We start from the raw sequence: 15,488 nt of genomic DNA on the forward strand, positions 1-15,488 counted from the left end.
ATAAGACTTAAGCACAATTAAGTTTTTCCGAATATCGGATTAGGCTAAGTGTCAGGCATATAAATCTAGTTTAAACATGCATATCGTGTAATCACAGTATGCTGGGAATTTCATTACCAAATGAAATATGAACTATTTATAAAATAAACAATCCAACATATAAATTTTCATATATGCAATACTTTTTTCATTAAATAAAGGTATTCGCTATTGAAATACCCTTAAATACGCAGTACAACATAAGTAACCAATCCGACCAAAACACTTAGATTTCGGTCAAACTTATAGGAGGGATGGAGATGTTATCATTACATTTCAACAAGCAAGTCTTCATTAACGCTCTGAAGGCAAATAAAAACATGGTCACCTATTTAAGCACCACTGTGGCCTTAATGTTAACTTTGCTATTTCATGGATTAATTCAAGGACACCTAAAAGCCGAATATTTTGCCTACGCGCTTTTTGTCTCTGCTGCATTTTATAGCTGGGCGATTATTGATCAGAAATATCGTTCCCAGAAAAAGTCCAAGCAAACCGATTAACAAGATGGATGATTATTCATCCATCTTTAAAACTGTATTTCTCAAAATAAATATAAAATTGTGCCTATAAGCAACATCCCCGTTGCAAATAATTCCCCTACAATCAAAGCCAGCATAAAGCACAACATCATCCATTTCGGTAAAATCCGACTCCCTAGCTGGTGTGGAATTTTAAATTGATTGGAAGTATCTTTCAAAAAACCATGCAGAATATAACTAACAATTGAAGCACTAAAAAATATTAGATTAGTCAGCACAAATACCGTCGTCCAACTTTCAGACCAAACCGTAAGCTTAGCCATCACAGCTATAATTAAACTTGCAGGGGCGTACAACAAACTACTGCGATGTGCAATGTCTACATAATAATGGGCACGCGCTTGTACTGATTGTTTGATCTGCCAATATTTCCAAACCCCTGTCAGCATGCCTACCCATAAAAATACCCCACTAAAAATCACGGAAATTTTCACCGCAAATGTCCATCCATTTAACTCCATACCTACCCTTTTCTTCTGTTATTTTTGACTTTAAAGTCACAGATTATACAAGTTTCTTTTTAGAACTTAGATAAAGTAATGACAAACAACGAATCGAATAGTCATAATGAATACCACCTCACCCAAGTCCATTCAAATCAAATGTGCAGATGGATACCTACTCAGCGCCAAACTCTATCACACCCCCAATAGCGCAAATCAACCCTTTCCAGTCCTGATTTGCCCTGCAACCGGAATTGTTAAGGAGTTTTATCATGCTTATGCAGAATGGCTGAGTAGCTTGGGCTACACCGTCATGAGTTTTGACTTTAGAGGTATCGGTGCTTCCCTTCACGGTCCACTTAAACAGTCTAATGCCAGTATTGTTGACTGGGGTCAATTAGACATTACAGCAGCGATAGACTGCTTACTCGCACATACCGCTAAAGAAAAAATGATTTTGCTCGGTCATAGCGCGGGCGGGCAACTTTTAGGCATTAGCCCCAACCATGCTAAAGTCGCCAAAGTCATTGCCGTAGCAGGTTCCACAGGTCATGTTCACAACCTCAAAGGTAAAACCAAATTTCTTGCACCAGTTATGTTTCATATTGTTTTCCCAATTTCTAACAAACTGAAAGGCTATGGTGCAACCAAAATGATTGGAATGGGAGAAAATCTACCCAAGAAGGTTGCCAAACAATGGGCACAATTTTGCGGGACACAGGGTTATGTCATGCATGCGGTGAAAAAAGAAAAACTACCGGACTTTCATACTGAAATTACATGCCCGATTACTGCCATTTGGGCCTCTGATGATGAAATTGCTACCCCTGCTAATGTAAATGCTTTTCTTCAGCTCTATCCAAATGCCACTACCTCTATGATTGAACTTAAACCTCAGCAATATCAGCACAAAAGCATTGGCCATATGCACATGTTCCGCAAATCACACCGCAACTTATGGCAAGTTATTGAACAACAATTCAGGATCTAGTTTCGACATTTAGCCAACAACACGCTCCAATCTTGCTTAATAACCTTTTTATAAAAAAAGCCCGAGAATTTCGGGCTTTTTTATCAATCAAATTTAGTGACGATAAATAATCGTGACATATTTAATTCGATTCTCATCCAGTTCAGTCACTTCAAAGTGAACGCCATGATAATCTAATTGGGTACCCACCTTGACATCACCTTGGGTCTTATCCAGAATCAAGCCGGCAACACTCATATAACCCGCATCTTCTTCAACCAGATCCAGCATTCCCAATTCAAGTTCTAATTGGTATAAATCTAGCATTCCTGATGCTTTCCAAGTTTCTGCATCAATCTTGACTAAATCAAGCTGCTCATCTGCATCAGGGAATTCACCTGCGATTGCCTCAAAGACATCCAAAGGAGAAATCAAACCTTTAACATTTGCGAATTCATCGGTCACCAAAACCAAAGAACCTTTTGAAGTTCTAAGGGTATTAATGGCATCAATAACCTTCATTTTTTCAAAAATGAAAATCGGGCGCTGACGCTTAATCAAAGCTTTTAAAGCTTCTTCGCCATCATCCAAGACATCCAATAACTCTTTAGCACGTACCACACTAATTACTTTATCCAAACTGCCGCGACAAACTGGAAATAAACTATGTGGAACCGCCAAAACCTGCTCACGAATCTTCTCGGGAGTATCATTAATATCCACCCAAGAAATTTGATTTCGCGGCGTCATGATTGAAGCGACTGAGCGCTCAGCTAAGGTTAACACCCCTCCAATCATATAACGCTCTTCAGCAGCAAATGCTTCTTGTGCTTCAATTTGCTCAGCATCTAATTGGGATGACTCAACTTTACCACCCATCAATTTTAAGATTGAATCCGCAGTACGATGACGCAGTGGTATTTTAGATTCATGTTTCGCCACATTACGTTTTGAATATTGATTAAAGGCTTCAATCAAAATAGCCACACCAATACCCGAGTAAATATAGCCTTTTGGAATATGGAAACCAAAGCCTTCAGCAATCAAACTAATCCCGATCAGCAATAAAAAGCTTAAACAAAGAATAACTACTGTTGGATGACGGTTCACAAAACTGGTTAGTGGCTTTGATGCAAACAACATCACGATTACTGCAATCGTCACTGCCGCCATCATCACATAAATATTGTCCACCATACCAATGGCAGTAATAACCGAGTCGAGCGAGAAGACCGCATCAAGGACAATGATTTGCGCCACAACAGCCCAGAAACCTGCATAGACAACCGATGAGGTTGATTTGATTTCGGGCTTACCCTCCATCTTCTCATGCAATTCCGTCACAGCCTTGTAAACCAAGAACAAGCCACCAAAGAGCAAAATTAAATCTCGCCCCGAAAATGATAGATCTGCAATTTGTATCAGCGGCTTAGTCAATGTGACCAGCCAAGAAATAACGGACAAAAGCCCTAAACGCATAATTAATGCGAGAGAAAGACCAATAACACGTGCTTTATCACGTTGTTCTGGTGGTAATTTATCGGCCAAAATGGCAATAAAGACTAGGTTATCAATACCTAAGACAATTTCTAAAACGATTAGGGTAAGCAAACCAACCCAAATACCTGGATCTAATAAGAATTCCATTATTTCACCACCTCAAAAAACTCAAGGTGTAAATTCGACAAACTAGACCTGCACGGCGACGGATCCATGTATAACCTCTTTTCAACTATAGACGGTTTTATTATGCATACTCTTAAGACTTTGTAATTACTTTTTTTATTTTTTTACAAAATCAAAAGATTAGATTTGATTTCACACATAGATTCACATAATATTTAAATGTACAATTCAACAACACTGATTAAGTTGATTGTCACAAAACAAGAAAACCATTCAGTCACCATCCACATTTCATGATTTTTAAAAAGGAAATGAACTTAAATAAGTTATTGTTATATAAAAATATTTCAAAAATAAATGAATTAATTTCTTATATTAATGTGACTAACAATTGAAATGTTTTGTAAACAAAGCCAGTTTTAAAATTATTTTTTTACACTAAAATAACAAGAAGTTTGTTTTGCCATGCTGTTGTTACCCCCTAAGCGGTGCATGCGTGCAATTCAAATACAACAAATTTACAGGATGAATTGCTATGGCAAAGGAACAAGCATTAACCTTCACGACCATTGATTCTATTGCCAATGCTTGGACGATAAACAATGGAAATTTGAAGTGCATAAGAATAAACGAGCAACAACAGAAATACATTGTCGTCCCGCTTAATTTGGCTTAAAACTCAGACCAACCTCTTTGTTTTCAACAATTTCATCACAATTATATTGCTTAACGTGAGTTTTTCCTCATAAAATTAAGTAATATAAAAATAAATGACGGAAATCACAAATGACTAAAAAGTATGCGAAGTTTTTACCAAGCTCTGATGACTTCACCTTAGAAAATTTCCCGTTTTTTTGGGTGACTCAAGTTTATTCGCAGCACGTACAAAAGGTCGATCAAGTCCTAAAAAAATATGGTCTAGACAATTCACGCCGTCGTATCTTGCTCGCACTCAAATCCAAACCACATGCTAGTGTTTCAGAGCTCTCCGACATGGTCGTTTCAAAAATGTCGACCACAACTAAAATCGTTTACCGACTCAAGGATGAAGGTTTAGTTAATACTTACTCTTGTGAAGATGATGCCCGAATCACCCGTGTTGTACTAACGGAAAAGGGCAATGAAATGACTTATAAAATTAATGATTTAACTAATGCAGTGTTAGAACAATCTTTTGAAGGTCTTACTCCACTTCAGATAGAAAAAATGATGGATAGCCTGAAGCACATTTTTAACAATCTCAACCGTTAAATTATTCCCCCAGATAACCTCCTGATCTACTTAATATTAAACGATAAGTCGATCAGGCTATTACTTTAGTAATCCGAAATATAGCTTTAAGCTCTTCACCACCTATCCGCACCTCTATGCCATATATTTTCCCCATAAAAAAAGCCTCCGAAGAGGCTTTTTTCTTAACAAGCAACTTAGTCGCCTGTATAACCTTTTAATTTTAAACGTGCAGCATGTAACAACGGCTCAGTATAACCTGAAGGTTGTACACCACCCTTAAAGATCAAATCTGAAGCCGCCTGGAAGGCAATATTGTTATCAAAATCTGTTGCCATTGGTGTATACAATGGATCATCAGCATTTTGACCATCGACAATTTTTGCCATACGCTTAAGAACTTCTTCAACCTGTTCACGAGTAACGATGCCATGACGCAACCAGTTCGCAACATGTTGCGAAGAGATACGTAATGTTGCACGGTCTTCCATCAAACCTACGTTATTGATGTCTGGAACTTTCGAACAACCCACACCCAAATCAACCCAACGTACCACGTAACCCAAAATACCTTGACAGTTATTTTCAAGTTCGTTGTTAATTTCTTCGGCTGACCAATTGGTGTCAGATGCAAATGGAGGTGTTAACAAATCATCCAAAGAAAGCATTTCTTCTGCTTTTAATTGGTCTTGACGTGCCTTAACATTCACTTGATGGTAATGCATAGCGTGAAGCGCAGCACCAGTCGGAGATGGTACCCAAGCACACGAAGCTCCAGCATTTGGATGAGCCGCCTTAGTCGCCAACATATCCTTCATACTATCTGGCTTAGGCCACATACCTTTACCAATTTGCGCTTTACCTTGTAAGCCACACGCTAAACCAATGGCAACGTTACGGTTTTCGTATGCTGCGATCCATTTTTGTGTTTTCACTGCTTCTTTACGAACGACTGCCGCAGCTTCCATAGACGTATGGATTTCATCACCAGTACGATCCATAAAGCCCGTATTAATAAAGATCGTACGATCTTTTGCCGCCGCAATACAGTTCTTCAAGTTCACTGATGTGCGACGCTCTTCATCCATAATACCGATTTTAATAGACTTAGCCGGTAAACCAATGGCTTGCTCTGCGCGCTCAAATAACTCAACCGCAAAGGCAACTTCTTCTGGACCGTGCATTTTCGGTTTAACGATATACATTGAACCTTTACGAGAGTTTTTATTCTCGTTTTCACCACGAATGTCCGCAACGCTGAGTAATGGCGTTACCAAAGCATCCATAATTCCTTCAAAAATCTCTTCGCCATCAACCAAAATTGCTGGGTTAGTCATCAGGTGACCAACATTACGGAGAAGCATTAATGAACGACCATGTAAAGTGGTTGTACCACCAATCAAGTTCTTAATGGTACGGTCTTTATTCAAGCTACGAGTAATGGTCTTACCATTTTTCTCGATAGATTCTTGCAAATCACCCTTCATTAAGCCCAACCAGTTACGGTAGCCTTCTACTTTTTCTTCAGCATCTACAGCAGCAACAGAATCTTCTAAATCCTGAATAGTCGTAATTGCGGCTTCAAGCACTAAATCTTTTACACCAGCCGCATCCGTTTGACCAACTGGACTTGTCGCATCTACTTCAATAATCGCATGTAAGCCGTTATTGAGCAGTACAACTTCTGATGGACTCGCCTCTTCGCCATTAAAGCCCACAAATTGTGCTTCATGTGCCAAGCCAGTTGTTGAACCGTCTTTCAGCGTTGCAACTAATTTGTTATTTTCCACTGCATAACGAGTTGCATCAGCATGTGAGCCTTGAGCAAGCGGGAAAGTTTCATTTAAGAAGTTTTTAGCAAACGCGATAACTTTGTCACCACGTACCGGGTTATACCCCTTGCCTTTTTCTGCACCACCTTCTTCCGAGATGACGTCAAAACCGTAAAGTGCATCGTAGAGTGAACCCCAACGAGCATTTGCCGCGTTTAAGCAATAACGAGCATTACGCACAGGCACAACCAATTGCGGTCCTGCCAATAGAGCAATTTCTTCATCAACATTCTCTGTGCTGATCTGGAAATCTTCTACTTCTGGTAACAAGTAGCCAATTTCTTTAAGGAAAGCTTTGTAAGCCTCTAATTCAAATGTGTTGTTGCGGTGCCATTCATCAATTTTAGCCTGAAGATCTTCACGCTTTGCTAAAAGCGCTTTATTTTTTGGGCTAAGATCAACAACGACTTGCTCAAAGTTTTTCCAGTATGTTTCGCTGTCCAAACCAGAACCTGGTAAAGCTTCATTCTCGATGAAATCGTAAAGTTCTTTAGCAATCGCTAACTTACCTTTTTGAATACGTACAGTCATTGTCTTTCCTGATATTGCTACTTTTTATAACAAGAGATTCTAGTATACCGATTTATACTTTGCTGAATAGTAATATCACATTCCTAAATAGTAAGCATTTTCTTTAAAATAAATATTGACATCATCAAATTAAATGCTATTAAGCTTGTATTATTACTTCCATGAATACTCTTTTTACAGTGTATTAAGTTTTAGAAATGTCGAAATTAGACTTAAGTTCAGAACACACAACAAACTCATCCCAATTACTTATTATCATTTCTTGTTGAATCCCCACCATTTCCTATAAACAAGCAAAATGTCGATTTAACATACAATACTTTTAGCCATAAAAAAACGCCATTTCATGGCGTTTTTTTATTTATTCGTTAAAATCTTTAGCAGATTTCTCAATTAAACGATGCTCTGAATGCAAATATTCGTCCGACTGCATTTCCAGCAATCTTGAACGCGTCCGCTCAATTTCAAATGCCAATTTATCCCCTTGATAAATATCAATGATCGCATCTTCCGAAGTCAGCAATAATTTGACTCCTCGGTCATAAAATTCATCAACCAGATAAATAAATCGGCGGGTTCCTTCAGATAAATAATCCGTTAGATGCGGAACATTACTCACCAATACCGTGTTATAGATATTTGCAATCTCAATGAAATCAGCAGGACTTCTTGGTTTAAAACACAATTCCGAGAATTCACACCATAAAACATCTTCGGTATGACCAATCGTTTCAACTAAACGGCTATTAATCACAATCGGTTCTTGTGATTGGTGTTGTGTTTGAGTTAATGCCGTAAAACGTTGCGCAATCCAGACCTTATGATCATGTGTCAGCGGATGCTTGAACAACTGCGCCTGTTTTAACACGCGCAAACGATAATCAACCCCAGCGTCTACATTTAAAATAGCACAGTTCTTCTTCACCATCTCAATCGTGGGAATGAAGCGATCTCTATGAATGCCATTCTTATATAAACCATCTGGAGCAATATTCGAAGTTGCCACTAAAGTAACACCGCGGCTAAATAACTTTTGGAACAAATCACTTAGAATCATTGCATCAGTCACGTTCGACACAAAAAATTCATCAAAACATATGATTACTGCATCTTTGTAAATTTGATCTGCCACAGCATCTAGCGGATTGCGCTGACCTGACAATTTATTTAATTCACGATGCACAAATTGCATAAAGTGGTGAAAATGCATACGTGTTTTACGACGGAATGGAATCGATTCATAAAATTGATCCATCAACCATGTTTTACCACGACCCACCCCACCCCACATATACACACCCTGCGGGGAAGTTTGACGACGAAAGCGACGGAATGCTTTCTTCGATGCTTTATAGCGCTGAATCAATTCTTGCCAGACACGATCTAATTCATGCACAGCTTGAGCTTGTGCTTCATCGGGCATAAATTGTCCAGAAGCCAAGGCTTGCGCATAACGTTCAGCTGGCGATAAGGGTGCAAAGGCGGTGCTGTGAAGATTTAAATCCGACATATCTTGATTACTATTTTGGTCTGACGAAAGTATAACGAAAATTAAGAAACAATAAATAAAACTTTGGCATGAGTGCCAAAAAGCTACTTAGAATACTGCCTTGGACTTCGACCAAACCAACGTTTAAAGGCATGGTTAAAGGCTGCAGGTTCAGAATAACCCAGTAACTCAGCTATCATTTCTATGGTGTACTCCTGATATTCAATTAACCTCAAAGCTTTCTCTTTGATCAATTGCTCACGAATTTGTTTATAACTGCTGTTTAACTGCTGTAATTGATGTCTCAATGTACGTTCAGGAATATGTAATGCTTGAGCGGTTTCTGCCATAGTCGGAATAGAGCCATGCTGTAAATCCAAATAATCATGCACACGCTCTACCAAATCAGGCAATGCTGGCTCTTGTAAGAGCCGCTTCATTTCCGCCTTACATTTGTAATCGTAAATCCGAAAAGTCATCTGATCCGCTGATGGTATTTTAATATCCAGTACCGCCTCATCAAACCAGAACGCTGCTTGTTGCTGCGAAAATACGATTTCAGCCCCGTAATACGCCTGATATATAGACAAGATTTCACTATTCTCAGGCGGTGCAAACGGCAGTTCGACTTTTAACTGCGGTACGGAAAGCCCCATTTTTTTATATAATTCTCGAATAAATTTATACGTTCCAGCCAATTCAGATTGCGCACGGAGCATATTTAATTCATCCGTTAAATCCGGTGCGTCATAACACAATGCCACCTGATGATTTTGAAACTTCAGGCTTAACTTTGCCGTTAAATGCGTTAAAGGCTGATACGCTATGACTTTTTCCAAAGCCGTTCTTATGGTATCACTGGTGACCAACAACATTAACAAAGGTCCATAGCCAGCTAGAGCATAATGCTGACCTATATAAAGTCCCCGTTCAGGCGCAATATTCTGTCCTAAGACCTTTAATACATCTCGCTCTAAACGCGGGTGAATAATCGCTGTCGAATCCAGCGCATCTGCACTTAAACCAATACTACTCAATTGCTGATCAACATCAATCTCAGCTTTACGCATTGCTTGTATTAAATACATTAGACTGAGGATGGATCTTTTCATATTTGTTTCAATAAGGTTTAGAACCCATTTTTTAACCCAATTCTAAGCATTTGGAAATTGCCGAATCTATCAAACTACAATCGTATAAAAATATTACAGCCTTCTTGGCAGACTTAATCTATCACTATATTTATTTTAGATACCTGTATAATCCATAGCATTACGTTATGATGATGTAACTCTAATAAATCCTTTCATCTATGCAAGCCCTTATTCTGATCACCCAACTACTTGTCTGTTTAGCCACTGGGTATATTTTTGCGAAAAAAATTCCAACAGCATTTATCCAGTTTTGCTTTAAAGTATTGCCCTATTTTTCTTATATCCTACTCATTGCAATAAGCATGGAATTCACCCATGCCCTACAAGATATGAGCGGGTCTTCACAAATCCTCAGCAGTGCGATCACTTTAGCCTTATTCACAACACTCGGTGCTTTTTTTTGCTGCTTTGCCTTATATAAGTTTATCGGCCTACAACCCATGTCAGGCAAAATCTCACTCGCACTACTGTTAAAATCTTTTCTAAGCATTTCTTATGCCTGTTTAGCCCTAGCCGTTGGTTTTATTATTGCGAAAACCCTCGAGCATCATGCCGTTAGTTTTCAAGTAAATACTTGGTACCTTTTACTGGTGTTTATGTTTTTGATTGGACTTGATCTTGCCTTTAGTCCATTAGATCGATCTTGGCTTAACCTGAAAATTTTACTTGTACCTTTCGGCTGTATCATCGGGTCAATCGCAGGGGCTTTGCTAGCGAGCCTGTTTCTCAAGCACATTCAGCTCAAAGACATTATCATGCTCTCCCAAGGATATGGTTTTTACTCGATGAGCGGGATTGTGATTTCTGAGCTTAAATCGGCAGAACTTGGAAGTATTGCCTTAATCAATGATTTGTTCCGCGAAATTATCGCAATTTTACTAATGTATTGTATTGGTTGGCGTTACCCACGTTCTGCAATTGCTTCAGCAGCAGCAACCGCGATGGATGTTTCACTTCCAATGGTTAAACAAGCTTGCGGTAATGATTTCATTCCACACGCTATGGTCAGTGGTTTTATTCTTTCAATACTTGCTCCTATTGCGGTCAGTATTTTAGCCGCCATTTAAAATGCATTAATATAAAAAAAGCCGACATTCATGTCGGCTTTTTAATAACAATCTCTAAGAAGCTTAGATTGTACCAAGAATATCGCGCAAAGTTTGGCTTGGATTTGCCGACTGTGTAATCGGGCGACCAATCACCAAATGTGTTGAACCATCTAACATCGCCTGTTTAGGCGTTACAATGCGTTTTTGATCATCTGCATTTGCACCTTCTGGACGAATCCCCGGGGTCACCAAAGCAAAATCCTGTCCCAACATCTCACGAAGTAGTTTAGCTTCTTGTGCTGAACATACCACACCATCCAAACCACTTTCTTGAGTTAGCTTAGCCAAACGCTTAACTTGTTCCACTGGCTCGATATCTAAACCGATATCGCGTAAATCTTCACGCCCCATTGAAGTTAAAACAGTCACCGCGATTAATTGGGTTTGGTAATTACCCGCTTTTAAGCGTTCTACGCAGGTTTCCATCATTTTACGACCACCCGAGGCATGCACATTCACCATCCACACACCTAAATCTGCAGCAGCGCACACAGCCTGAGCAGTGGTATTTGGGATATCATGAAATTTAAGATCTAGAAAAACCTCAAAACCTTTGTCTTGTAAATTTTTAACAATAGATGGGCCTTCATGAGTAAAAAGCTCTTTACCCACCTTAACTCGACAAAGTGATGGATCAAGCTGATCTACAATTGTTAAGGCGTCATATTGGCTTTTTGCGTCTAGGGCAACAATAATACTCACGTGTCTAGTTCCATCACATAAAAATCGGCTAATTATAAAGTGATTAACTCAATCAACAAAGCGCGAAAGCTCGGATAATGAAAAAAACCTTGAATGGGGCATCCCTCATCTTAGGTCCGATATACGCATAGACCTTGTATCAACTTCCAAGACATCAACAATATGCACTTGATCAGCAGGATAACAAATGTAATCACCCTCACCCCAAAACACAGATTCCGCACTTCAATCCACTCGAACCAACCTTATTCACCAAAAATGAATTTAGTGGCATGCGTAAAACTATTAATGGCTTAATTACGCTTATTTTACATAGAAAAAATTTTCTTTAATGATCGTGATTCTTATCACAATGATTATGACTGCATTTTTAGGTTTAGGCTGTTTAGACTTTTCATAAGTAAAAAAATAGCTCTAACATTCACATGTAGAGCTATTCAATACAGATCATTAACATCATCGAATTGTTAAGATCATATCAATTCTTAATTACAATGGAGTACGTGGATTATTGTCTGGTTGAATATCCATGACTGTTTTCTCGTGTCTCACATTTGCCGCAGCTTCAGCAGCAGCCAATTGTGCCGCATGTATCTGCTCTTTACGTAGATGATCGATGTCTTTACGCAACCGCTTAATCTCCCAACTTGTTTGAAACACTCGGAATACTTGAACACCAAGTAATAATCCGACTACTACACCCAATGCCAAAGTCAGTAATAAAACCAAGCCTAAACGCATTGCTGGAACTTGTGTAAACAACAAATCGACCGTAACCTCAGTGCCATTTTGTAAAACCAAGGCCAAGGAGTAACCAAATAAAATGATTAATATAGCGACTAACACATAACGCATAGACACCCCACTTGTTATTATTTATTTATTGCTTCATTCACTGCATCACGAAGTGCCTTACCAGGCTTGAAATGCGGTACTGCTTTAGCAGCAACCTCAACAGATTTTCCTGTCTTCGGGTTACGACCAATACGTGGTTCACGATGATGTAAAGCGAAGCTACCAAAACCACGAATTTCAATACGGCTATCAGACGAAAGTGATGCGATCATTTGATCAATCATAATCTTAACAGCTTCTTCCACTAATGGTTCCGCTAAATGCGGGTTTTTTAGAGAAATACGCTCAATTAAGTCAGACTTATTAAGTGCTTCAGTAGTCATCGGCGACCTCTTTAATTATCAAGCTACTTGTACCTAAACTGATAATAACCTGTTTAAATACAAAACGGTAGCGCAATAATTAAATACTACGCTACCGTTTACAGTATTTGTGTAAAAAGTATTAGTTAATTTACATTAACAATACATTTTATACGACCTACTTAGTGGTTCATTTGAGCTTTGATCAAGTCACCAATAGTCTTAGGACCATTGTCTTGAGATGCAGAAGCTGTTTTCAAGTTAGCAACTGCTTCTTTCTCTTCAGCTTCGTCTTTCGCTTTGATAGACAAGTTGATAGAGCGAGATTTACGATCAACGTTGATGATTTTCGCTTCAACTTCTTGACCAACTTCTAAGAATTTAGTTGCATCTTCAACGCGATCACGGTTGATTTCAGAAGCTTTTAATTGAGCTTCTACTTCGTCAGCCAACTTAACAGTAGCGCCTTTAGCGTCAACTGCAGTTACAGTACCTTTAACCAAAGCACCACGTTCGTTAGCAGCTAAGAAATCGTTGAATGGATCGCTGTTCAATTGCTTGATACCAAGGCTGATACGGTTGCCTTCAGCGTCTACAGACAAGATAACCGCTTCAACAGTGTCACCTTTCTTGTAACGACGGATAGCTTCTTCGCCTTGTTCGTTCCAAGAAATATCAGACAAGTGAACTAGACCGTCGATACCGCCAGGTAAACCGATGAAGATACCAAAGTCAGTGATAGATTTGATCGTACCAGAAACTTTTTCGCCTTTGTCGTGGTTCTTAGCAAACTCTTCCCATGGGTTAGCACGAGTTTGTTTGATACCAAGAGAAATACGACGACGCTCTTCATCAACTTCAAGAACCATAACATCAACTTCGTCACCGATCTGAACAACTTTAGATGGGTGGATGTTTTTGTTTGTGTGGTCCATTTCTGAAACGTGTACTAAGCCTTCAACGCCTTCAGCGATTTCAGCGAAGCAACCGTAGTCAGTTAAGTTAGTTACGCGAGCTTTAACGATAGAACCTTTAGGGTAACGGCTCATGATCGCTAACCATGGATCTTCGCCTAATTGCTTAAGACCTAAAGATACGCGGTTACGCTCTTTGTCAAATTTAAGTACTTTAACAGTAACTTCTTGACCAACTTCAACAACTTCTGATGGGTGCTTGATACGTTTCCAAGCCATGTCAGTAATGTGAAGAAGACCATCGATACCGCCAAGGTCAACGAACGCGCCGTAGTCAGTAAGGTTCTTAATTGTACCTGTAACTGTTTGACCTTCTTCAAGCTGAGCAAGAAGAGCTTCACGGTCAGCTGAAGATTCAGCTTCCATAACAGCACGACGAGATACAACAACGTTGTTACGTTTTGCATCAAGTTTGATTACTTTGAATTCTAACTCTTTACCTTCAAGGTGAGTCGTGTCACGGATAGGACGAGTATCTACCAAAGAACCTGGTAAGAACGCACGAACTGGACCGATGTCAACAGTGAAACCGCCTTTAACCTTACCAGAGATAACACCAGTAACGATTTCGCCATCTTCAAAGATTTTTTCGAGTTTAGTCCAAGTTTCAGCACGCTTCGCTTTTTCACGTGATAAAACAGTTTGGCCCATACCGTTGTCAAGAGCTTCAACAACAACATCAACTGTATCGCCAACTTGAACTTCAAGTTCACGTTGTTCGTTTAAGAATTCAGCACGGTCAACTACGCCTTCAGATTTAAGGCCAGTGTCAACTGTTACCCAGTCAGAGTCGATGCTTACTACAACGCCTTGGATGACAGCACCCTTTTCAACGTTGAGGTTTAATTCGCTTTCTTCAAAGAGGGCTGCAAAAGATTCGGTCATGATATACCCGATAAAGTATGCGGTCTTGGATCAGACAAGGCCGGTTTAGTTATGCGTCTACATAGTCCCTTATAAAAACTGATCAAGCTATGCTTTCGCTAAAAATTTCTTTACTTCGCTAACCGCTTGTCTATATATTGAGTCATCAGATTAAACACTTCATCAATGTTTAATTCAGAGCTATCAATAATAAAAGCATCTGCCGCTGGCTTGAGTGGAGCAACTTCTCGCTCCATGTCTCGTTTGTCGCGAGCTTCAATATTAGCTAAAATGTCGTTTATTTTAACATCCAGCCCCATACCCTGCAACTGTTTTACTCGACGCTCTGCCCGAGATTGTGCTGATGCCGTCAAATAAATCTTGGCTTGAGCTTCTGGAAAAATCGCAGTGGCCATATCTCGACCATCAGCAACCAAGCCTGGCAATTGCGCAAAAGCACGTTGGCGCTCAAATAATGCTGTTCTAAGCACTGGAATTGCTGCAACTTTTGAAGCAAACTCTCCGACACGTTCTGTGCGAATTGTCTGCGTTACATCATCTCCATCCAGCAAAACTTGCGTTCCATTGGCAGTTGTCACAAATTTTATGTCTAAATTTGTTGCAATTTCGGCACAGCGCTCGAGCTGCTGTTCTAATTCATCTAATAAGTTTTGCTTATGCAACGACAAACCCAATAAACGGTACAAAGCACCAGAATCTAAAAGATGAAACTGATAATGCTGAGCCAGCTTTGCCGCGAGCGTACCTTTACCTGAACCACTTGGTCCATCGATGGTAATAATCTTAACTGTCATTGCCTTTCCGT

The 15,488-nt window shown here is 39.4% G+C and carries 14 protein-coding genes; 4 read left to right on the top strand and 10 right to left on the bottom strand.

The genetic code is table 11. The annotated features are described in order from the left end of the window. Nucleotides 1–299 precede the first annotated feature (299 nt). Nucleotides 300–542 carry a hypothetical protein gene (locus tag AC6CHI_RS13040; RefSeq protein ID WP_458892362.1) on the top strand — a complete coding sequence of 81 codons (243 nt, stop codon included), beginning with the start codon at nt 300–302 and terminating at the stop codon, nt 540–542. A gap of 41 nt (nt 543–583) precedes the next feature. Here AC6CHI_RS13040 and AC6CHI_RS13045 read toward each other — a convergent pair whose 3' ends face one another. Continuing rightward, on the bottom strand, nt 584–1,042 hold the full coding sequence (locus AC6CHI_RS13045) for a hypothetical protein (protein WP_498121745.1): 459 nt from the start codon (nt 1,040–1,042) through the stop codon (nt 584–586). A 106-nt stretch (nt 1,043–1,148) separates the two neighbouring features. On the opposite strand from AC6CHI_RS13045, the gene AC6CHI_RS13050 reads away from it, so the two are divergent. Further along, nucleotides 1,149–2,015, top strand: coding sequence for an alpha/beta hydrolase family protein (locus tag AC6CHI_RS13050; protein ID WP_498121747.1), 867 nt, complete (start codon nt 1,149–1,151; stop codon nt 2,013–2,015). A gap of 93 nt (nt 2,016–2,108) precedes the next feature. On the opposite strand, the gene AC6CHI_RS13055 is transcribed toward AC6CHI_RS13050, so the two are convergent. Next, complete coding sequence (locus AC6CHI_RS13055) at nt 2,109–3,641, bottom strand: TerC family protein (RefSeq protein WP_498121748.1); 1,533 nt, start codon at nt 3,639–3,641, stop codon at nt 2,109–2,111. Between the two features lie 765 nt (nt 3,642–4,406). On the opposite strand from AC6CHI_RS13055, the gene AC6CHI_RS13060 reads away from it, so the two are divergent. Continuing rightward, on the top strand, nt 4,407–4,871 hold the full coding sequence (locus AC6CHI_RS13060) for a MarR family winged helix-turn-helix transcriptional regulator (RefSeq protein ID WP_498121750.1): 465 nt from the start codon (nt 4,407–4,409) through the stop codon (nt 4,869–4,871). Nucleotides 4,872–5,047: 176 nt separating this feature from the next. Here the strand turns inward: AC6CHI_RS13060 and AC6CHI_RS13065 are convergent, their stop codons facing one another. The 3 genes from AC6CHI_RS13065 to AC6CHI_RS13075 form a co-directional block, all read right to left on the bottom strand. After that, nucleotides 5,048–7,213 (bottom strand): malate synthase G, encoded by a 2,166-nt coding sequence (locus AC6CHI_RS13065; RefSeq protein ID WP_498121751.1) that lies wholly within the window; start codon nt 7,211–7,213, stop codon nt 5,048–5,050. Nucleotides 7,214–7,574: 361 nt separating this feature from the next. After that, complete coding sequence (gene zapE, locus AC6CHI_RS13070; RefSeq protein ID WP_498121753.1) at nt 7,575–8,723, bottom strand: cell division protein ZapE; 1,149 nt, start codon at nt 8,721–8,723, stop codon at nt 7,575–7,577. A gap of 83 nt (nt 8,724–8,806) precedes the next feature. Further along, the gene (locus AC6CHI_RS13075; RefSeq protein WP_498121755.1) at nt 8,807–9,814 is read right to left on the bottom strand and encodes an AraC family transcriptional regulator; all 1,008 of its coding nucleotides are present in this window, start codon (nt 9,812–9,814) and stop codon (nt 8,807–8,809) included. Nucleotides 9,815–10,014: 200 nt separating this feature from the next. On the opposite strand from AC6CHI_RS13075, the gene AC6CHI_RS13080 reads away from it, so the two are divergent. Beyond that, nucleotides 10,015–10,923 (top strand): LysO family transporter, encoded by a 909-nt coding sequence (locus AC6CHI_RS13080; RefSeq protein ID WP_498121757.1) that lies wholly within the window; start codon nt 10,015–10,017, stop codon nt 10,921–10,923. Between the two features lie 63 nt (nt 10,924–10,986). On the opposite strand, the gene pyrF is transcribed toward AC6CHI_RS13080, so the two are convergent. The 5 genes from pyrF to cmk all read right to left on the bottom strand — a co-directional run bounded on the left by pyrF (nt 10,987) and on the right by cmk (nt 15,477). Beyond that, the gene (pyrF, locus tag AC6CHI_RS13085; protein WP_498121758.1) at nt 10,987–11,667 is read right to left on the bottom strand and encodes an orotidine-5'-phosphate decarboxylase; all 681 of its coding nucleotides are present in this window, start codon (nt 11,665–11,667) and stop codon (nt 10,987–10,989) included. 489 nt (nt 11,668–12,156) lie between these two features. Then, nucleotides 12,157–12,522 (bottom strand): lipopolysaccharide assembly protein LapA domain-containing protein, encoded by a 366-nt coding sequence (locus AC6CHI_RS13090; RefSeq protein WP_498121760.1) that lies wholly within the window; start codon nt 12,520–12,522, stop codon nt 12,157–12,159. Nucleotides 12,523–12,539: 17 nt separating this feature from the next. After that, a complete protein-coding gene (locus AC6CHI_RS13095) occupies nt 12,540–12,845 on the bottom strand; it encodes an integration host factor subunit beta (protein ID WP_458892350.1) in 306 nt (101 codons plus the stop codon). 161 nt (nt 12,846–13,006) lie between these two features. Further along, nucleotides 13,007–14,683 carry a 30S ribosomal protein S1 gene (gene rpsA / locus AC6CHI_RS13100; RefSeq protein WP_458892349.1) on the bottom strand — a complete coding sequence of 559 codons (1,677 nt, stop codon included), beginning with the start codon at nt 14,681–14,683 and terminating at the stop codon, nt 13,007–13,009. A gap of 110 nt (nt 14,684–14,793) precedes the next feature. Continuing rightward, nucleotides 14,794–15,477: a (d)CMP kinase gene (cmk, locus tag AC6CHI_RS13105; protein ID WP_498121761.1), complete on the bottom strand. Its 684-nt coding sequence runs from the start codon at nt 15,475–15,477 to the stop codon at nt 14,794–14,796. Nucleotides 15,478–15,488 lie beyond the last annotated feature (11 nt).

This window comes from Acinetobacter sp. GQ146 (assembly GCF_059758585.1).